At 69.8% G+C, this 18,931-nt stretch carries 18 protein-coding genes; 9 read left to right on the top strand and 9 right to left on the bottom strand.

The window, feature by feature from the left end:
• Both ACIBJF_RS45715 and ACIBJF_RS45710 read left to right on the top strand, forming a co-directional pair.
• Positions 1-1,085 (top strand): SpoIIE family protein phosphatase (locus ACIBJF_RS45715; RefSeq protein WP_399183409.1); only part of this gene is annotated, 1,085 nt, incomplete at its 5' end.
• 67 nt (positions 1,086-1,152) lie between these two features.
• Positions 1,153-1,755: a recombinase family protein gene (locus ACIBJF_RS45710; protein WP_399183407.1), complete on the top strand. Its 603-nt coding sequence runs from the start codon at positions 1,153-1,155 to the stop codon at positions 1,753-1,755.
• A gap of 55 nt (positions 1,756-1,810) precedes the next feature.
• Here the strand turns inward: ACIBJF_RS45710 and ACIBJF_RS45705 are convergent, their stop codons facing one another.
• Complete coding sequence (locus ACIBJF_RS45705; protein WP_399183405.1) at positions 1,811-2,692, bottom strand: GyrI-like domain-containing protein; 882 nt, start codon at positions 2,690-2,692, stop codon at positions 1,811-1,813.
• 276 nt (positions 2,693-2,968) lie between these two features.
• Between ACIBJF_RS45705 and ACIBJF_RS45700 the strand changes: the two genes are divergently transcribed.
• Positions 2,969-4,084, top strand: a complete 1,116-nt coding sequence (locus ACIBJF_RS45700; protein WP_399183403.1) for a serine hydrolase domain-containing protein — start codon at positions 2,969-2,971, stop codon at positions 4,082-4,084.
• 184 nt (positions 4,085-4,268) lie between these two features.
• Here ACIBJF_RS45700 and ACIBJF_RS45695 read toward each other — a convergent pair whose 3' ends face one another.
• The 4 genes from ACIBJF_RS45695 to ACIBJF_RS45680 all read right to left on the bottom strand — a co-directional run bounded on the left by ACIBJF_RS45695 (position 4,269) and on the right by ACIBJF_RS45680 (position 8,290).
• The gene (locus tag ACIBJF_RS45695; protein WP_399183401.1) at positions 4,269-5,906 is read right to left on the bottom strand and encodes a hypothetical protein; all 1,638 of its coding nucleotides are present in this window, start codon (positions 5,904-5,906) and stop codon (positions 4,269-4,271) included.
• Between the two features lie 16 nt (positions 5,907-5,922).
• Positions 5,923-6,252: a helix-turn-helix domain-containing protein gene (locus ACIBJF_RS45690; RefSeq protein ID WP_399183398.1), complete on the bottom strand. Its 330-nt coding sequence runs from the start codon at positions 6,250-6,252 to the stop codon at positions 5,923-5,925.
• Entirely contained in the window at positions 6,249-7,325 is a 1,077-nt protein-coding gene (locus ACIBJF_RS45685) for a tyrosine-type recombinase/integrase (RefSeq protein WP_399183396.1), read from the bottom strand. Before ACIBJF_RS45685 ends, ACIBJF_RS45690 begins: the two co-directional genes overlap by 4 nt.
• Before the next feature lie 155 nt (positions 7,326-7,480).
• Positions 7,481-8,290: an MFS transporter gene (locus ACIBJF_RS45680; RefSeq protein ID WP_399183394.1), complete on the bottom strand. Its 810-nt coding sequence runs from the start codon at positions 8,288-8,290 to the stop codon at positions 7,481-7,483.
• On the opposite strand from ACIBJF_RS45680, the gene ACIBJF_RS45675 reads away from it, so the two are divergent.
• Complete coding sequence (locus ACIBJF_RS45675; protein ID WP_399183392.1) at positions 8,289-8,420, top strand: hypothetical protein; 132 nt, start codon at positions 8,289-8,291, stop codon at positions 8,418-8,420. The genes ACIBJF_RS45680 and ACIBJF_RS45675 overlap by 2 nt on opposite strands.
• An 18-nt stretch (positions 8,421-8,438) precedes the next feature.
• On the opposite strand, the gene ACIBJF_RS45670 is transcribed toward ACIBJF_RS45675, so the two are convergent.
• The 4 genes from ACIBJF_RS45670 to ACIBJF_RS45655 form a co-directional block, all read right to left on the bottom strand.
• Positions 8,439-8,924, bottom strand: a complete 486-nt coding sequence (locus ACIBJF_RS45670) for a thioesterase family protein (protein WP_399183390.1) — start codon at positions 8,922-8,924, stop codon at positions 8,439-8,441.
• Positions 8,921-9,889: a 3-hydroxyacyl-CoA dehydrogenase NAD-binding domain-containing protein gene (locus tag ACIBJF_RS45665; protein WP_399183388.1), complete on the bottom strand. Its 969-nt coding sequence runs from the start codon at positions 9,887-9,889 to the stop codon at positions 8,921-8,923. Before ACIBJF_RS45665 ends, ACIBJF_RS45670 begins: the two co-directional genes overlap by 4 nt.
• A gap of 242 nt (positions 9,890-10,131) precedes the next feature.
• Complete coding sequence (locus ACIBJF_RS45660; protein ID WP_399183386.1) at positions 10,132-11,019, bottom strand: 3-keto-5-aminohexanoate cleavage protein; 888 nt, start codon at positions 11,017-11,019, stop codon at positions 10,132-10,134.
• Positions 11,020-11,157: 138 nt separating this feature from the next.
• Positions 11,158-11,991, bottom strand: coding sequence for an IclR family transcriptional regulator (locus ACIBJF_RS45655; RefSeq protein WP_399183384.1), 834 nt, complete (start codon positions 11,989-11,991; stop codon positions 11,158-11,160).
• Between the two features lie 198 nt (positions 11,992-12,189).
• Between ACIBJF_RS45655 and ACIBJF_RS45650 the strand changes: the two genes are divergently transcribed.
• The 5 genes from ACIBJF_RS45650 to ACIBJF_RS45630 are packed head-to-tail and all read left to right on the top strand — an operon-like array spanning position 12,190 to position 18,559.
• Positions 12,190-13,764, top strand: coding sequence for an ABC transporter substrate-binding protein (locus tag ACIBJF_RS45650; RefSeq protein ID WP_399183382.1), 1,575 nt, complete (start codon positions 12,190-12,192; stop codon positions 13,762-13,764).
• Complete coding sequence (locus tag ACIBJF_RS45645; protein WP_399183380.1) at positions 13,745-14,779, top strand: ABC transporter permease; 1,035 nt, start codon at positions 13,745-13,747, stop codon at positions 14,777-14,779. Before ACIBJF_RS45650 ends, ACIBJF_RS45645 begins: the two co-directional genes overlap by 20 nt.
• Positions 14,779-15,657 (top strand): ABC transporter permease, encoded by an 879-nt coding sequence (locus tag ACIBJF_RS45640; RefSeq protein ID WP_399183378.1) that lies wholly within the window; start codon positions 14,779-14,781, stop codon positions 15,655-15,657. Before ACIBJF_RS45645 ends, ACIBJF_RS45640 begins: the two co-directional genes overlap by 1 nt.
• Positions 15,654-17,483 carry an ABC transporter ATP-binding protein gene (locus tag ACIBJF_RS45635; RefSeq protein WP_399183376.1) on the top strand — a complete coding sequence of 610 codons (1,830 nt, stop codon included), beginning with the start codon at positions 15,654-15,656 and terminating at the stop codon, positions 17,481-17,483. Before ACIBJF_RS45640 ends, ACIBJF_RS45635 begins: the two co-directional genes overlap by 4 nt.
• Positions 17,480-18,559 (top strand): serine hydrolase domain-containing protein, encoded by a 1,080-nt coding sequence (locus ACIBJF_RS45630; RefSeq protein ID WP_399183374.1) that lies wholly within the window; start codon positions 17,480-17,482, stop codon positions 18,557-18,559. Before ACIBJF_RS45635 ends, ACIBJF_RS45630 begins: the two co-directional genes overlap by 4 nt.
• Positions 18,560-18,931: the final 372 nt, after the last annotated feature.

Below are 18,931 nucleotides of genomic sequence, written 5' to 3'. Positions count from 1 at the left end.
CCCTCGTCGTCGGGGACGTGGTCGGACACGGCATCAACGCCGCAGTGACGATGGGCAGGCTCCGCACCGCCGTCCGCACGCTCGCGGACCTGGACATGCCCCCCGACGAACTGCTGGCCTGCCTCGATGACACGGTCCGCCGACTGGCCGAGGAGGACGCCGACGGAGCGGACGAATTCCCCGTGGTTTTGGGCGCTACCTGCCTGTACGCCATCTACGACCCGGCCACCCGGCGGTGCACGATGGCACGGGCCGGGCACCTCCCGCCCGCGATCATCGATCCACAGGGCCAGGTCACCTTCCCCGACATCCCCACCGGAGCCCCCCTCGGCGTCGGGCTGGGCATCCCCTTCGAGGCCGTGGAAGTGGAACTGTCCGAGGGCAGCGTGCTCGCGTTCTACACCGACGGCCTGGTCGAGTCCCGTGACGAGGACATCGACGTCGGCATGCACCGCCTGGGCGCCGCCCTCGCGCAGCCTGACCAGTCCCTGGAAGACCTGTGCTCCTCAGTGATGGAAACCGTACCGACGCAGGCAGCATCCGACGACGTCACTCTGCTCCTTGTCCGGATCCGCACACTCAACGCGACCCAGATCGCCTCCTGGGACCTGCCGCCCGAGCCGACCGCCGTCCACACCGCCCGACACCTGACCACCCGCCAACTCAATGCATGGGGACTGGAGTACCTCGTGCCCACCACAGAACTGGTCGTCAGCGAACTGGTCACCAACGCCATCCGCCACGGCGCCGGCCCGATCCGCCTCCGCCTCATCCAACACCAAGTCCTGACCTGCGAAGTATTCGACAGTGGAGGCTCCTACCCCCGACTGCGCCATGCCCGCATCGTCGACGAGAACGGCCGAGGCCTGTTGATGATCGCCCAGTTGTGCCGCAGGTGGGGCTGCCGCTCCTCAACGGGGGGCAAGTGCGTATGGGTCGAACAAGACCTGCCCTCTACAGCCTCAGTCGCTCTGGCCGCGGACTTAAAGCCAGCAGGATCGGTGACACGGTTCTTACCGGCACCCCAGCGCAAGGCCCGCCGCGAGTACGAGAACCGCGTCAGCACCCTCGGAGCCCCAGCCTGACCATGATCACCGGCTTAGCGTTAACCGCTGTACCGATGTTCCCCGAGGCCGAGGTAGATTCCGACGCATGCTCTTCGGCTACGCGCGGGTCTCGACCGCCGACCGGAATCTCGACCATCAGATCGACGCCCTCTTGCGGCACGGGGTTGAGCGGAGCGAGATCCACATCGACATCGCGAGCGGCACGAAGGCGTCTCGTCCGAAGCTCGACCTCGTGCTCCAGCTGCTGCGGCGGGGCGACACGCTCAAGATCACCCGGCTTGATCGGCTCTCCCGCTCCGTCCTCCACCTGGTCGCCCTCGGCGCCGACCTGCGCGAGCGAAGCATTGGGCTGCACGTGATCGAGCAGGGGATCGACACCTCCACGGTGGAGGGCCGCGCGATGTGCGGCATGCTGTCAGTACTGGCCGAGCTCCAGCGCGAGCTCATCGTGGCCAACACGATGGACGGCCTCGCCGCCGCCCGGGCCCGCGGCCGCAAGGGCGGCCGGCGCCCCAGCCTCACCGAGGACCAGGCCGCGCTTGCCCAGCAGCTCTACGACGCCCGCGAGAAGACCGTCCAGCAGATCGCCGACCTGTTCGGCGTGCCCCGCTCCACGGTCTACGGCCACCTCGACCGCGAGAAGACCGTTCCCCGACAGCCGAGGAAAGTCGTGGCTACGAGATCCTGATCGCAACTCTGCGGCTGGCGTCTGAACGACGACTTCGGGGAACAGCTACCGGCTCTCATCCTTCGGAGCTTTTGCTGCTCCGCTCGACCGGGATCCACAGCTGGGAGTCGGTCTCCGCGCCGACCTTCACCGGCTGTGTCCGCAGGAGCTCCGGACCTGTCCGGCTCGTGTACGGGTTGGAGGGGAACCATTGCGTGAACACGTCTCGCCACAGCTCCTGGAGGGCGCTCGGGTAGGGTCCGTGGTTGTCGAAGACTGCCCAGGTCCCGGCCGGTACGTCGAGGGCGTCGAGATCCTCGGCGGCCGTCTCGGGACCGGTCACCACGCCGATCCAGTAGTCCGCCTCGGCGCCCTCTTCCCGGCTGTCGGTCAGGTAAACCACCGCCGACAAGATCCCATCCGGCTCCTGGCCGGCCAGCTCCTTCATCCGCACGATCGCCAGCTTGTCCAGGCTCTCCAGGTGCGCCACGGCGGCCGTGTTGAGCCCCTCCGGTACGAGTGGGAGCCGGGCCTTCTTGCCGATGACCCGAAACGACTCCTTCTCCACGATCCGGTAGCGCATGGTCGTACTGCCCTCCACGACCACACGGAACGACATGCGCGGCTGCGCGGTGAGCACCGCGCCCGTGCGCCGGGCCTCGCCCGGCCCGATGCCGTGCACCGACCGGAAGGCCCGGGCGAACGCCTCGCCCGAGCTGTACCCGTACCGGACCGCGATGTCGAGCAGCGTCAGCTCCCCGGCCAGCACCTCCGCCCCGGCGAGCGTCATCCGCCGCCGCCGCACGTAGACCGGCAGCGGCATCCCGGCGAGCGCGGAGAACAGCCGCCGGAAGTGGTACTCCGACACCGCGGCGATCCGGGCCACCTCCGCCATGTCGACCTCCTGGTCGAGACATGCCTCCAGACGGTCCAGCGCCTGATTCAGCCGCTCCAGCACGCCTAACCGTCCCTTCTCCTCTTGCGTCTCCACCGCCGTACGCGGCCGCGGAGCCAAAGCGGCCGACACCCGAACCCAAGCCGGAATCGCGCGCCCCGCCCGGCGCCTCGGCGATCATCCGCGCGGGGCGACCTGGGCGTCGACCTGGCCAACGGCCCGACCGTGCGCCGTCAGGTCCCTTGCTGGAGTAGAGAAGATTCGATCGCGCCCGGCCCGATAAAACCAGTGCGAGAATTGTCGGGCGGGAAGCCCTGACCTGGCATGAGGCTTACGCTCATGACTGATGTTAAAGGGTTTTGCGAGCCGCGGTTCGAGGCTGTCCGGGCAGCCCTGGCAGCCTTGCTCAGCAAGGACGAGGTGGGTGCCTCGGCGGCCGTCTACCTGGACGGCGAGCCGGTGGTCGACATCTGGGGCGGGTACGCCGATGCGAACCGCTCCGTCGCGTGGGAGCGCGACACCATCACGGGCGTGAACTCGACGACCAAGAACATGACCGCCCTGTGCGCGCTGATCCTGGCCGACCGGGGCGAGCTCGATCTGTCCGCGCCGGTCGCCGCCTACTGGCCCGAGTTCGCCGCGGCCGGCAAGGAGAACGTGCTGGTACGGCACGTGCTGTCGCACACCGCGGGACTGCCGAACCTGTCCGGGCCGACGACCGTCGAAGAGCTCTACGACTGGGAGAACGTGACGGCAGGGCTGGCCGCGCAGGCGCCCGAATGGGAGCCGGGAACGGCCGCCGGCTATCACGCGCTCACCTTCGGCTTCCTTGTGGGTGAGATCGTCCGCCGCGTCACCGGTCGCAGTCTCGGCGAGTTCTTTGCCGAAGAGGTGGCCAAACCGCTCGGTGCGGACTTCCACATCGGGCTGCCCACCGAGCATGACCACTGGGTCGCACTGCTCATCCCGCCGCCGTCACTGACCGACGAGTACGCCGCCAGCGCACCCATTGGACCGGATGGCACCCGCCGAGAGAACACCGGCGTGGCGATCCGGGTCAAGGACGCCAACTCCCCGGCCTGGCGCCGTGCGCAGATCCCTGCGGTGAACGGCTTCGGCAACGCTCGCTCCGTCGCCCTGGTGCAGTCGGTATTGGCGAACCAGGGGTCGGCCGGCGGCGTGCGGGTGCTGTCCCCCGAGGGTTGCGAGCCCGCGTGGCAGGAGGTGTTCCGTGGCACCGACCGCGTGCTGGGCACCCCGATGTGCTGGACGGCGGGCTTCGGCAAGTTTGGCAACACCTTCGGCTGGGGCGGCTGGGGCGGCTCGCTGGTCGCCAGCGACCCCGACTCCCGCATGACGGTGGCCTACGTCATGAACCAGATGATCGACCGCGACCATCAGGACGACAACCGCGGCATGGAGATCATCATGGCCGCCTACAGCGGACTGCACTGACACGCAACAGGGCAGCAGATCGCCCCACTCCACGGTCTATGGCCGCCTCGACCTCGAGAAGGCCATAGCGCGACAGCCCGAAAGGCACCGCGCCCGCGAAGCCCTGAGCGCTACTTTGCGGCTGGGGTCAGAGATAGGAGTCCGGGGCCGAGATCCCCGCGAGTTCACGGAAACTGAAGCTTCTTCAGCGGGAACCCGAGGGTCCAGGGATGCCATTCTCGGGGGTTGACCCGTGGGTTCGTGGCGAACACACGGGATCGGCTTCGAGGTCGGCCTGGAGAAGCTGCCGAGCCGAGTCCGCGTAGCGGATGGCGGTCTTCTCGTCGATACCGAAGACGAGGGCGAGGTGGAGGGGGTCGGCGCCGTGGGTGAGGGCCTCTTCGAGCTGGCGGTCGACGCGGAGCCGTTCGAGCGTGGCGGTGAGGTTGCGGGTGGCTCGGGTGGTCCAGAGTTTCCCGGCCGGGCCGAGTTCGACGGCGGTCTTCTGGGTGATCAGTAGGTGAGGGTTGCCCGTGTTCGGCCATCGGTTGCGCCGGTGGTCGAGCCAGTCCAGAACCGCATGACGGGTGAGGTCGTCGAGCGGGCGGACGTGGCCGCCGACGGTGATGCGGCGGTTGCCCAGGTCGACGTCGTCCAGCTGCATCGTCCGGATCATCTTCGGCCGTGCCGCGTGGACGGCGGCCAAGGCGACGATGAGCCGGATGTCCGGGGTGGTGGCGGTGGCGATGGCCTCGTCGATGTCCGCCTGGACGAGGGCTTGGAGGACACCGCCGGTCTGCCGGGGGACACGGATACGGATCGTGGGATTGCGGAAGATCTGGCCGTTCTTCTTCGCGTGCCGGAACAGTGACCGCAGGGCGACGATCCGGCTTTCGCGCTGTTTGCCGGTGACAGCGTCCCGGGCCGCGATGATGTCCTCCCGGGTAACCTCTCGCAGGTGGTCGTAACGGCTGGACCACTCCAGCAGCACTGGCTGGATCTCACCCAGGTAGGCCCAAGTCGTATGCCGGGACCGGGGCTCGGACCGTGGGCCACCGTCGAGGAGAGTGCGAACCCAGGCTTCGACGGCGCGATGGATGCCTGGTGGCATGCCGTCGAGTTTTCGCTCCAGCCACCGATCGACGGCGGGGGCCCGGTCGTCGGCGAACAGGCCAAGACGGTCGAGGACTTCGGCTGTCCGCACGACGGGAAGCCCACGGATTCGTAGGGCCGGGAAGAGCTCGGAGTATCGAATCGACTCACCTTCGCGGAAGCCGGACAGCACGATGACCAGGGCTCGGTTCACATCGCTGGTGATCCAGCGGCTCCAGCCGCGGGCCTCTCCCAGAGCCCGAGCGGCCTGCTGGGCCCGGACCAGCCAGGGGTTGGCCAGGTTCGCGTGGAGTTCCCGGTCGAACCGGCGGAAGTCCCGAGTGGCAGTGAACAGCGTCAGTTGCGTTGCCGTCGTGATCAGGCGATGCGGTTCGGGAAGCGGCAGCGTCTTCCGGACGCGCCGCCCGGCCTTGCCGACCCGGGGTCCGCCGTTCTTGGGCCGCTGGAGGTTCGCGAAGAACAGCTGCTGGCAGGTCACCTGTCGCAGGTACGGCTCGATCACCGACGCCTTGCCGCTGGCCTTGATCGCCCAGGTCGCCTGAGCCCGACAGAGGCGGCAGTAGCCGTGCTTGTCATCGACTGGGACCTGCCGCCGGCAGCCGACGCACTCGCCGACGGCGTGTTGCTGGCCGTAGGTATAGCAGCCGCGGCAGAACCGGCCGGGCAGCTGGCCCCAGGCGAAACAGCCCGAGCAGGAGGCCGCCGGCTTGTTCTCGCTGATCTTCCCCATGGTGATGGTGGCCAGGTCACATAGGCGGCAGGGAACGGCCGTCGCGGCGCTTGGGCACGACGGCCGGGGCCACCACCGAGCCGGTCGTGGCTTCCTGGACTCCAGCCTGCTGACCTGGGCGGCTGACCTTCCCGGGCTCGGGAATCAGCAGATCGCCGATCTCACAGCCGAGCACGACACAGATCACGTCCAGGTCCTCCAGCTTGAGGGAGACCGGCTGGCCGGACCACAGGCCGGACATCTTCCCGGCTGAGATCACCAAACCGTGCTCGGCCAGGCTCCGCTGGAGCTCGGACGCCTTCCAGATCCCCTTGTTCGCGGCGGTCAGCCGCAGGTTCCACTTCATCCCATCAGTCCTTCCAGCCGCTTCGCGGCCCGCTGCTGCCCGGACACCCAGGCGTCCTCGACCCGGGTCTGCTGGACGTGGATGTACCGCATCGTGGTGGCGATCCAGGAGTGTCCGAGGACCGCTTGGATCCCAAGCAGATCAAGGCCTCCGAGGTAGAGCTCGGACGCGCAGAAGTGCCGCAGGACGTGCGGCGTCAGCGTGTCGGCCCAGCCGGGCAGATGGGTCTTCGCTGCGGCGGCCAGGCCGTTGCGCAAGGCGTCGTCGCCGACGCGGCGCGAGGAGCCGTCGGTGTTCTTGCGCTCGGAGGGGAACAGCGGGGCTCCGGGTCGGGTGTGGTCGTCGTCGAACTGGCCCCAGACGTCCTCGATGAACCACCGCAGCGTGCGGTCGGCGCCGTTGATCAGCGGCACCATCCGCTCGCGCGGGCCTGAGCCGCGGGCGCCCTTGCCGTGACGCACATGGAGCTTGCCGAAGCGCCCCAGGTCCCACTTGATGTCCGCCAGATCGAGCTTGCACGCCTCACTCACCCTGAGTCCGACCTGCGACATCAGTTTCGATGCGGTGTAGTTCCGCGCGGTGGGCGCGAACTTGCGGCACGTTGCCAGCTCGCCGCCCCAGCCGGTGAACAGTGTCTTGATCTCCGGCTCGGTCGGCGGGATCCGCAAGGCGGCGTCCTTGGATCCCCGCGGGCGGTTCATCTCGTCGATCGGGCACTCGACGACCCGCCCGGTCATCCGGTGGATCTCGACCTTGTGCCGCAGCTCCAGGAACAGGAAGTACGTGGTCAGAGCCTGCGCGCGGGCCAGCCGGGTGCCGCTTGGCGAGCCCCGCAGTACCTTCCCGAAGTACCCGTCGGCGTCGGCCGGCTCCATATCCCACAGCGGTCGGCCGAACCAGGCCCGCATCTGGTCCAGGTGCCCGACGTCCCCGCGGATGGTGCCGTCCGCCAGCCCCGCCGAAGCCCGCGCGAGGACGAACCCGGCGAGCACGTCGGTCTCGAACTGCTCCAGTTCCTCCGCCGAGACCGGATCGCGGAACTCGCGCAGGTCGCGTACGGCTGCCAGCGCCAACCCGAGCCTCCTCGCCTTCACCCCGATCGCAGATCGATCGGACGAAGTGAGAACGCTTCAAGAATCCTGAAGTTACGTCACCGACTCGAAGAACATCCCGAGGAGACAGAACACCCTGGCCACGGGGACAAGGACTCAGCAGGGCTCAGGGGAACTCATGGGATGTCGCACATCTGGGAGCCGAAGACCAGGGTGGTGACGGCGAGAGCACCGAGGCGGCGTCGGTCGCGCAGCAGGGCGGGCACCAGCATCGGGTGGGTGACCCGGCGTTCGGTGACGGCCGGTTCGGCCAGGAGCGCAACGCCGGCTGTGAGCGAGCCGATGGTCTGTGCGGAGGTCCAGCCGTGCTCGGGCGCGCCGGTCAGTGCCCAGACGATGGCCACGGCCGCGCCGGTGGCGCAGAGCGCGCCGATGAGGTCGAAGCGGCCGGGGTTGCGCGGAGTTTCGGCAACGAAGCGCGGGGCGAGGGCGAGCACGGCGATGCCGATGGGGACGGTGATGAACAGCGTCCAGCGCCAGGAGCCGACTTCGCTCACCACGCCGCCGAGGAGGAGGCCGAGGGTGCTGCCACCGATACCGACGGCGGCGAACAGGGCCAGGGCCCGGTTGCGTGCAGCGTCGTCGCGGGCGCTGGTGGTGACCAGGGCGGGCACGCCGGGTGCGGCGAGGGCTGCGCCAATGCCCTGCGCCGCGCGGGCGGCGATCAGCAGAGTGGAGGTCTGGGCGAAGCCGCCGAGCAGGGGGGAGGCGGTGAAGATGCTCAGGCCGATGAGGAAGACGCGCAGCCGGCCGTAGGTGTTTCCGGGCCGGCCGCCGGTCAGCATCAGGCCGCCGAAGGCGGGGGTGTAGGCGTTGACGATCCAGGACAGGGAGGACGGGCCGAGGCCGGTGCCGATGCTGGGCAGGGCCACGTTGACGATGGTGCCGTCGAGGGTGAGCATCAGCTGCCCGACCAGCACGATCATGATGCCCATAGCCGCGTGGCGGCTGCCCCGGTTCATGCGTCAGGCCGGCTGGGCCAACATCGCCGCCGCAGCCGGCCACTATCGGTCACACCCCGAGCACGCCACCGCGCTCCTCAAGATCACCTGCTGAGAACGCATGAGCCCTGCCTCAGAGTGCCGTGATCGAGCGGCCCACCCAGGAAGGGGCCTCTTCCTTCAGCGCCGTCAGCCGCTCGAGAACGGCGTCGGGAAACGGTGTCGCTCGGCCGGCCTGCTGATCGACGTGAAGGGCGAGCAGTTCGATGGTGGCGATCGGGCCGGCGCCCGGCTCCGGCTCTGCCGCCGGGTCGTCCGGGACGAGGTACATCTCGTGCGTCAAGCGTGCCTTCTTCCCGACCGCACCCAACACCCTTGTTTGCACAGCGAGTTGGGCGCCCACCGGCACATCCTGCAGATAGCATACGTGCGACTCGACCGTGTACATCGAGCATCCCGTGTCCTTGCGGTACGCGGCGTCCATCCCCGTGCGCTCCATCAGGGTGTCCGTCGCGAAACCGAAGACGAGGACGTAGAACGCCTCGCTCATATGGCCGTTGTAGTCGACCCACTCCGGGCGCACGGTCTCGAGGAACAGCGGGAGGCGGGGCCGGCTCATTCGGTCCCTGCCCCGGGCAGCCGGCCGGTGGCGCGCAGGACGGCGATGACGCCCCGATCGCGTTCGGCGACCAGGTCGGCGATCGTGCGGCCCTCGGCGCAGTCGTCGCAGCCGGAGACGACCGCGTCGTACAGCGCCTGGTCCAACTCCGGGGCCTCCAGCCGGGTCCATGGGGACTTCAGGGATGGCCCGAAGTGATCGAGCATATGGGCCATACCGCCCTCGCCGCCCGCGAGGGCGAAGGTGAGCATCGGTCCCATGACCGCCCAGCGCAGACCCGGGCCCTCGGTGATGGACTGGTCGATGTCGCGGACGGTCGCCTCACCGTTGGCGACCATGTGCAGGGCCTCGCGCCACAGGGCCTCCTGGAGACGGTTGGCGATGAAGCCGGGGACCTCGCGGTCCATGGTGATGACGGACTTGCCGGCCACCTCGTAGAAGCGGGTCGCCCAGCGCACCGCCTCCGCGTCCGTCCGCTCCCCGCCGACGACCTCGACGAGCGGGATGAGGTACGGCGGGTTGAACGGGTGGCCGACGACCAATCGGCCGGGGGTGACCGCCTCGGTCTGCATGTCGGTCATCGGGTAGCCGGAGGTGGAGGAGGCGACGACGACTCCTGCGGGTGTGGCCGCGTCGAGCTTCGCCAGCAGTTCGCGCTTGAGGCCGAGCTTCTCCGGGGCGCTCTCCTGCACGAACTGCGCCTCGGCCACCGCCTCTTCGAGGGTGTCCGCCATGCTGAGGCGCTCCCTGCTCGCGCCGGACGCGAGGCCGAGCTGCTCGAGCGCGGGCCACGCGGCGTCGACGAGCCGTCGTAGCCGGGCCTCGGCGTCGGGGGCCGGGTCCCAGGCGGTGACGTCGTAGCCGCGGGCCAGGAAGTGGGCGACCCAGCCGCCGCCGATCACTCCGGCGCCGACGCATGCGACACGGCGTACGTCTTGCGGCCTGGGGATCGAACTCTCCGTCATCTGACGCTCCTTGAAGTGGGGGACTGGCGGTACGCGGCTCGATGGCGTCCCGCCATGTGGTGTGGCCGATCGACAGACCGGGACTCGCAGGTCGCGTCCCGTGTGGCCGTCGGCGGGGACTCACCCGTCGTTCCGCAGCGGCGTTTCGCGGGCAGCGTGCGCCGCAGAGATGGGCGCAAGCCGAGGGCCGGATGGTGAAGCGCACTATCGCCTGCACCACTCGGCGGGACATGGCCCGCGGCTCAGCCTCGGGGCTTGAGTCCGAGCTTGAGACGGGCCTCGTCGGGAGTCGCGACCCGCGCCCCCAGGGCCTCGACGATGGTCACGGCTCGCTCCACCAACTGGGCGTTGGTCGCCTTGACGCCCTTGCCGAGATAGAGGTTGTCCTCGAGACCGACCCGGACATGTCCGCCGAGCAGCATCGACTGTGCCACCCACGGCATCTGCATGCGGCCCAGCGCGAAGCTCGCCCACTGGGCGCCGTCCGGCAGCATGTTCACCATCGACTGCAGCACTCCGGGGTCGGCGGGTGCGCCCCACGGGATGCCCATGCACAGCTGGAACACGGTCGGATTGTCCAGCAGGCCCTCGGCGAGCAGTTGCTTGGCGAACCACAGGTGTCCGGTGTCGAAGATCTCCAACTCGGGCCGCACACCCAGTTCCTGGATGCGCCTGGCACCGGTGCGCAGCATGTCGGGTGTGGAGATGTAGAGGTTCGACCCGTCGCCGAAGTTGAGCGAGCCGCAGTCCAGGGTGCAGATGTCGGGCAGCAGATCCTCGACGTGCGCCAGCCGCTCCAGGCCGCTGACCAGGTCGGTGCCGGGCAGCTGCCTGAGCGGCTTCTCGGGGTCGATGACCAAATCGCCGCCCATGCCCGCGGTGAGGTTGATGACGACGTCGGTCCCGGTCTCCTTGATGCGCTCGACGACCTCGCGGTACAGGCGCGGGTCGCGGGAGGGCGCTCCGGTCCCGGGGTCGCGTACGTGGATGTGGACCGCGGCTGCACCGGCCTCGGCGGCCTGTACCGCGGAGGCGGCGATCTGCTCGGGGGTGACAGGGACGTGCGGGCTCTTGCGCACGGTGTCGCCGGCGCCGGTGAGGGCGCAGGTGATGATGACGTCCTGGTTCATGGTCGCGACGGTTCCTCTCGGGACGGAGGCAGGGGGCGACGGAAGAGACCTCGACCCTAGCCGCGCGGAGGCGGAAACCTCAAGACCTAGGTTTCATAATGCGGGCGAGCATCGCACAACATGAACGCCCGGAGCTTCTCAGAGCGCCTGAGCCGCCTTCGCGATCTCGTCCGCCGCCGCCCGCGCGAGCGGTCCCAGCGTCGCGAACCGCGACTCGGGCACCCGGTCCTGCGGCCCCCAGATGCTGACCACCGCGAAGGGCCTGCCGCGGCTGCCGAGCACCGGCGCGGAGACGCCGTACAGGTTCCGCTCCATCTCGCCCACGCAGACGCTGTATCCGCGCTCGCGCGTCTGCTCCAGTTCGGCCCGCAGCCGCGTGCGGTCCGTGACCGTGGTGTCCGTGTACGCCTCCAGCGGCCCGGCGAGCAGCGACTGCGCCTCCTCCTCGGGCAGCCAGGCCAGCAGTGCCTTGCCCGTCGAGGTGGCGTGCAGCGGCACCTGCCGGCCGAGCCACTTGGCGGCGAGCACCACCGGCGGGCTCACCTCGTCGACGTAGGTCAGCCCGAGCTGCTGGACCACCGCGAGATCGGCGGTCTCGCCGGTCTGCTCGCTGACCCGGCGCAGGGTGCCGTGGGCGCGGCGGATCAGGCCGTCGAAGCCGGCGACCGACGCCATCCGGGCGACCGCGAAGCCGACCGTGTAACGGTTGGTGACCGGGCTGCGCTCCACCAGGCCGAACTGCTCGAGTGTGGACAGCAGCCGCCAGGCCGTGGCGCGGTTGAGCCCGCACCGCGCCGCCAGGTTCGAGGCCGTGTCACCGTCCGGCGCGCTGTCCGCCGTCGCCTGCAGCAGGATGATCGCCCGCTCCAGCGACTGGACCTTGCCCGAGGCCCCGCCCTGCTCGGCGGGTTGAGGGGATGCGTCTGCAGGGGCGGTGGGCCGGCCGTCGTCGGTGTGCGGGGCCTTCGACATGCGCTTGTCTCCCTCGGCTCTTGCGGTTCGGACAGCTGACGCCGAGCGGCGCCCGGACTGTCCCCGCCGGGCGATCGGCGGCATCGGGCCAGGAATTTACCCCTTGACCTACCTGACCGTCCTCCCTATCTTCTCATCATCCGTGCGGCTATCGCGTTATGTGAACAATGGCTCGCGATCCGAAGGCGAGGCCAGCCCATGCCTGAGACCCATATCCCTCCCCACGCGATGACGCGCAGGGATCTCCTCCGCGGCGGAGCCCTCCTCGCCGCCTCACTGCCGACCGCCGGCCTGCTGACCGCCTGCTCGGCGACCCGAGTGGCCCCCACGAGCGGCAAACCGGTGCGCGGCGGCGCCCTGCGGGTCGGTGTCAGCGGCGGCAGCGCCAAGGACACCCTCGACCCGCACAACCCACTGTCCTACCCGGACCAGGCGCGCGTGGTGAACCTGTACGAACCGCTCTTCTACCACGATGCCGAATACCGCCTGAAACCCTACCTCGCCGAGTCCGTCGAACCGTCGAAGGACGGCAGGACCTGGCTCCTGAAGCTGCGCCCGGGCGTCGAGTTCCACAACGGCAAGATCCTTGACGCGAACGACGTCATAGCGACCCTCCGCCGCATCGTCGATCCCAAGGCACCCACCGCCGGCGCCACCAGCCTCTCGATGATCGACGCGAAAGCCCTGCACCGCGTCGACGCCACGACCGTACGGATACCGCTGAAGTATCCGTACGCGCTCCTCGAGGACCTCCTCGCGCAGTACAGCCTCGGGATCGTCCCCGAGGACTTCGACCTGAAGCGGCCGGTCGGCACCGGACCCTTCAGGTACGAGTCGTTCGCGCCCGGCGACCGGTCCACGTTCAGCCGGTTCGGGGGCTACTGGCAGCGGCCGGCGTACCTCGACGAGCTGCACATCCTCGACTTCCCCGACGACACCGCGAAGATCAACGCTCTGCTGAGCGCGCAGATCGACGCCCTCGACAACCTTCCGCCCGCCTACATAGGCATGATCAAGAAGCAGGGCGGACAGGTGCTGATCTCCGAGACCGGCTCCTGGAACCCCATCACCATGCGCGTGGACACCGCCCCCTTCAACGACGTGCGGGTGCGCCAGGCCTTCCGGCTCATCGTCGACCGGCCGCAGATGGTCAAGCAGGTCCTCGGCGGCCAGGGCCGTATCGGCAACGACCTCTACGCCCCCTTCGACGTCGCCCACGACCGGGACCTCCCGCAGCGCGTACAGGACCTGGGGCAGGCGAAGGCGCTGCTGAAGGCGGCCGGACGCGAGCACCTCACCGTGGAGCTCGTCACCTCCGGCGGCATCGGCTCGGGCTCCATCGAGGCCGCCCAGCTCTTCGCCGAGCAGGCCAAGGGCGCCGGAGTGAAGGTCAGGGTCCGTATCACAGACTCCGCCACCTTCTACGGCGACCGCTACCTCAGCTGGCCCTTCGCCCAGGACTACTGGTTCACCCGCAACTACCTGCCCCAGGTGGACGCCGGGTCCCTCAAGACCTCCCCGTACAACGAAACACACTGGAACGATGCGGAGTTCAACACCCTCATGGACCGAGCCCGCCGCGAATTCGACGCGAGCAAACGCAATGAACTTCTGAAAGCCGCCCAGCGGATCGAGTACGAGCGCGGCGGTCACATCATCTGGGGGTTCAAGAACCAGGTCGACGCCTACGCCGGCAACGTCACGGGCTTCACGCCCAATCGGAATCTCCCGCTCTCCAACTACGAGTTCCGCAATGTCTCGGTCAGCGGCTGAGGCCGCGGCGCTTCCCGCGACGGCCGGGTCCGCCCGACGCGACGACGCCCCCCTTGTCGTTCGCGCCTGGACCCTGTGGCTGCTGCGCCGAGCCGGACTCGCGCTGCTCACCCTCTGGCTCATCTCGCTGCTCGTCTTCACCGCGACCCATCTGCTCGGCGACCCCGCCCAGGCCATCCTCGGCCGGTCGGCCACCCCCGAACGCCTCGCCGCTCTCCGCGCCCAGCTCGGCCTCGACCACTCCGCCGTGCACCAGTACTTCTCCTGGCTCGGCGGCGTGTTCACCGGCGACTTCGGCACCTCGCTCGCGACCAAGGGGCCGGTGTCCACTCTGCTCGGCGGCAAGATCGTGAACAGCACCGTCCTGGTCGCGGCCTCCGCCGTGATCATCGCCCCGCTGTCCGCGCTGATCGCCCTCCACTCGGCCCGCCGCCGCGACCGGGCCGCCGACCACATCATCCAGGTGGCCCTGCTGGGCACGGCCGCGCTCCCGGAGTTCGTGATCGGCATCCTCCTGGTGACCCTCTTCTCCACCGTCGTCCTCACCTGGCTGCCTTCGGTGGCCGTTTCCTGGACCGGCAGTCCCTGGACGGACCCGGTGGTGATGGTCCTCCCGGTGGCCACCCTGACGCTGGCCGTCGTTCCGTACGTCGCCCGCATCCTGCGCGCGAGCCTCATCGAGGTGCTGGAGAGCGACTACGTGGAGATGGCCCGGCTCAAGGGCGTGCCCGAGTGGAAGGCCGTCGGCCGGCACGCCCTCGGCAACGCGGTCGTCCCGGCGATCCAGGTCATGGCGCTCCAACTCGCCTGGCTCGCCGGGGGAGTCGTGGTGGTCGAGAGCCTCTTCCTTTACCCCGGGATCGGCACCGCCCTGGTCGACGCCGTGCGCAACCGCGACGTACCCGTGATCGAGGCGCTGGCCCTGCTGATCGCCGCGGTCTACGTCCTCGTCAACCTGATCGCCGACGTCCTGACCATTGTGGTGACGCCCAAGCTGCGGACGGGGGTGCGGTGATGGCCGCCGCTGTACTCGAAGTTCCGGTCCCTGTCCGTCGCACACGACTGCGCGGGGCCCTGGCCTCCGGCCGCACCTGGGTCGGCATCCTGCTGACCGCGTTGGTGACGGCGGCCGCCTCCCTCGGTCCGCTGTTCGCCCCGCACGGCGAGAACGACATCGTGGGAGCGCCGTACTCCGACTCCGCGCCCGGCGCCCTGCTCGGCACCGACTACCTCGGCCAGGACGTCTGGAGCCGGCTGCTGGCGGGCGGCAACTGGGTCCTCGTCACAGCCGTGCTGGCCACCATGCTCGGCATGGTGCTGGGCGTCGCGGCCGGCCTCCTCGCGGGGTACGCACGCGGCTGGGTGGACGAGGTCGTCATGCGGGTCTGCGACGTGGTGCTCGCCTTCCCGCAGATCGTGCTCGTCCTGGTGCTCCTGTCCGTCGCGGGCCCCGAACGGTGGCTGGTCGTGGTGGTCGTGGGCGTCTCGCACGCACCGCGCGTCGCCCGGCTGACCCGCGGCATGACGACCGGGCTCGCCACGCGCGAGTTCGTCCAGTCCGCCGAGGCGCTGGGCGAGAAGAGGTCCCGGATCCTCTTCGCCGAACTCCTGCCCAACATGTCGGCACCACTGCTGGCCGAACTCGGGCTCCGCCTCACGTACTCGGTGGGCCTGGTGGCCTCGATCGGCTTTCTCGGCTTCGCCTCCGACCCCAGCGCCGCCGACTGGGGACTGATGATCAACGAGAACCGGCTCGCCCTCGCCGTCCAGCCCTGGGCGATCCTCGCCCCCGTCCTCGCCATCGCGGTGCTCGCCCTGGGCACCAACCTCGTCGCCGACGGCATCGCCCGGGCGGCGGCCGGATCGGACCCGAGCAAGGGAGCCGGCTCATGACCACCCCGACCACCGACACGATCGCCCCCTCCTGCTCCGTCTCCGGCCTGCGCGTCGTGCTCGGACGGCACGGTCCGGACGTCGTCGACGACATCACCTTCGACGTCGCCGCGGGCGAGATACTCGCCCTGGTCGGCGAGTCCGGCAGCGGCAAGACCACCATCGCCACCGCCCTGCTCGCCCACACCCGGCGCGGCGCCCGCATCGACGCCGGCACCGTCGTCCTGGACGGCCGCGAACTGCTGGGCGCCCCACCGGGCGAGGCCCGCAGGCGCCGCGGCTCCGAGGTCGCCTACGTCCCTCAGGACCCCGCCGCCTCCCTCAATCCCGTGATGCGGATCGGCCGCCAGATCCACGAGGTGCTCGACGTCCACCACGCGGGCACCCCGGCCGAGCGCGACGCCCGGGTCCGCGAGGTGCTCGCCGAAGTCGCCCTGCCGGACGACGACGAGTTCTTGCGCCGCTATCCGCACCAGCTCTCCGGCGGCCAGCTGCAACGCGTCGCCATCGCCATGGCGTTCACGCTACGACCCCGGGTGCTGGTTCTCGACGAGCCGACCACCGGCCTCGACGTCACCACCCAGGCGCACGTCCTGGCCACCGTCCGCGACCTGTGCGCCCGGCACGCGGTAGCGGCCGTCTACGTCACCCACGACCTTGCGGTGGTCGCCGAGTTCGCCCACCGGGTCGCGGTGATGTACGCGGGCCGGATCGTCGAACTCGGCCCCCGCGAGCGGGTCTTCGAAGCTCCGGCCCACCCCTACACACGGGCCCTGCTCGCGGCCGTCCCCAGCGTCACCGAGCCACGCGTCCTCAGGGGCATCCCGGGCAGCACGCCCTCACCCGGCCGACGACCGTCCGGCTGCCGGTTCCACGACCGGTGTGTGTTCGCTGAGCCGGAGTGCGGTGGACGGGAGCCGGAGCTCCTCACCATCGACCCGGCCGCCGGCACCGACGGAGTACTGGCCCGCTGCCGCCGCGCCGACCATGTCCGCGCCGAGCCCCTGGAGTTCACCGTCGCCGCACCGGCCGGCACCGGCGTCCGGCCCGAACCCGTGCTCACCGTGCGCGGCCTGACCGCCAGCTACGGCTCCCGGCCCATCCTGCACGGCATCGACCTGGAGATCGGCCGCAACGAGTGCGTGGCCGTCGTGGGCCAGTCCGGCAGCGGCAAGTCGGCCCTCTCGCGCTCGATCGGCGGACTCCACCAGGAGTGGCGCGGTACAGTCGCCTTCCAGGGCGAGCCCGTACCGCCCGGCGCCCGGCGGCGCAGCCGCGAGATGCGCAAGGCGATCCAGTACGTTTTCCAAAACCCGTACCTCGCCCTCAACCCCCGGATGACGGTGGGCAGAATCATCCGCAGGCCACTGGAGCTGTTCGGCCTGGCCCACGGCGCGGCCGCCACCCGACGCGTGCACGAACTCCTCGGTCAGGTGATGCTCTCACCTGCGGTGCACGACCTGCGCCCGGACCGGCTCTCGGGGGGCGAACGCCAACGGGTGGCCATCGCACGTGCGTTGGCCTGCGAACCGGAACTGCTGATCTGCGACGAGGTGACCTCCGCCCTCGACGTCTCCGTCCAGGCGTCGATCGTCGCCCTGCTGGAGGAACTGCGGGCAAGCCGCGGCCTGTCGATGCTGTTCGTCACCCACAACCTCGCCCTCGTCCGCTCCCTCGCGACCCGGGTGGCCGTGCTGGCCGACGGCCGGATCGTGGAGGAGGGTCAGACGGCCGACGTACTGGACCGCCCGCAGGCGGCATACACGCGACAGCTGCTGCAGGACACGCCCGGGCGATCCGACGAGCCCGTGGGGGAGGGTGCATGAGGGACGACCGCCTGGTCGAACCACAGCGCTGGTACCCCTGCTCCACGCAAGTCCCGGTCGCGGCGACGACCGCCCCATGGCCCACGGACGTACGGCCGTTGACGGCCCGCATCACGGGCGCCGGACGGACCATGGACCTCGATGAATTCCTGTCCCTGACCCACACCACCGCGCTCGTCGTTATCGCGGACGAAACCCTCGTCCACGAGTGGTACGCCCCCGGCATCACCCCCGACGACCGCCTCCTCGGCAACTCGGCCACCAAGTCGGCACTCGCACTGCTGGTCGCCGAGGTGAAGGACCTGGAGACCGACGCGTTCGCGATCGACCATGTGCCGGAGCTCGCAGGCACCGGCTACCAGGAAGTGACAGTCCGTCACCTGCTCACGATGACCACCGGGGTGGACTGGGAGGAGGACCACCGCGACCCCACCTCGCCCGCGTCCCGGCTCACCGCCTGCGTCCGCGAGGGCCGCGGTGAGCTGCGCGAACAGGTGCTCCGGACGCGGCCCGCCCGCGAACCGGGCACCTGCTTCAGCTACTGCACCGCCGACTCACTCGTCCTCGACTGGGTACGCGAACGTGCCACCGGTCTCGACTTCACCAACCATCTCTCCCGCTTCTGGCAGTCTCTGGGCACCGAACGCCCCGCCGTGGTCGGCCTTGACCCCAGTGGTGTCGCGATGGCAGGGGGAGCGGTCGCGGCGACGGCGCGGGACTGGGCCCGGCTCGGATGGCTGCAGATCGACGGCAGCTGGCGCGGACGGCAACTCGTGCCGTTCGACCGGGTGGAGGCCGCATCTCGCCCGTGGCGGCCGTTCCTGGAGCCGGGCCGGCTGCCCAGCACCATCACCACGCACGCCGGATTCGGCCATCACTGGTGGCCCCTGGACCGGGCCGGGCAACAAGTGACCGCAGACGGGATGCGCGGGCAGTTCGTGTACGTCGACCGGGCCCGGCGCGTGGTGGTGGTGAAGACGTCGGCCTGGCCGCACGCGGACGCGTGGGCCGACCGCCAGTACCGCGACCTCTGCTATCTCGCCCTGCCGGCCATCGCGGAGGCGGTACGTCCATGATGGAGGCCCACCCCCAGTCCACGAACAGGGCTCCGCCGCCCGTCATCAGGACGTTGTGCGGGTTCCATTCCGTGTGGAGGAGGCTGTCACCAGCGAACCAAGAGAGGTCTGCGGGGTCGTACACGTACGTGCGGAGCCTGTGCGGCATGGATTTCAGCTCGAGGGCCGGCGCCTGCACTTCGGCCAACCACATCATGGTGGCCATGACCGCGGGCAGGTCGGAGGACGTGGGCTTGAAGGCTCCCCTCCCTGGAGGGAGGCGATTCCTCACCCTCCAGGGCTGAGCGGGGATCTACGGCTCAGGCCGCCACCGGAGCCGGCGGCTCGGGTGGTCCTACGCCCTCGGCACCGTCCGGGTTCCAACCTGCCCGG

Origin of the sequence: Streptomyces sp. NPDC050743 (assembly GCF_044456925.1) — a bacterium.
Classification (GTDB): Bacteria; Actinomycetota; Actinomycetes; order Streptomycetales; family Streptomycetaceae; genus Streptomyces.
Note: the sequence above shows the minus strand (reverse complement) of the source record. Positions and strands in the feature narration are given on the sequence as shown.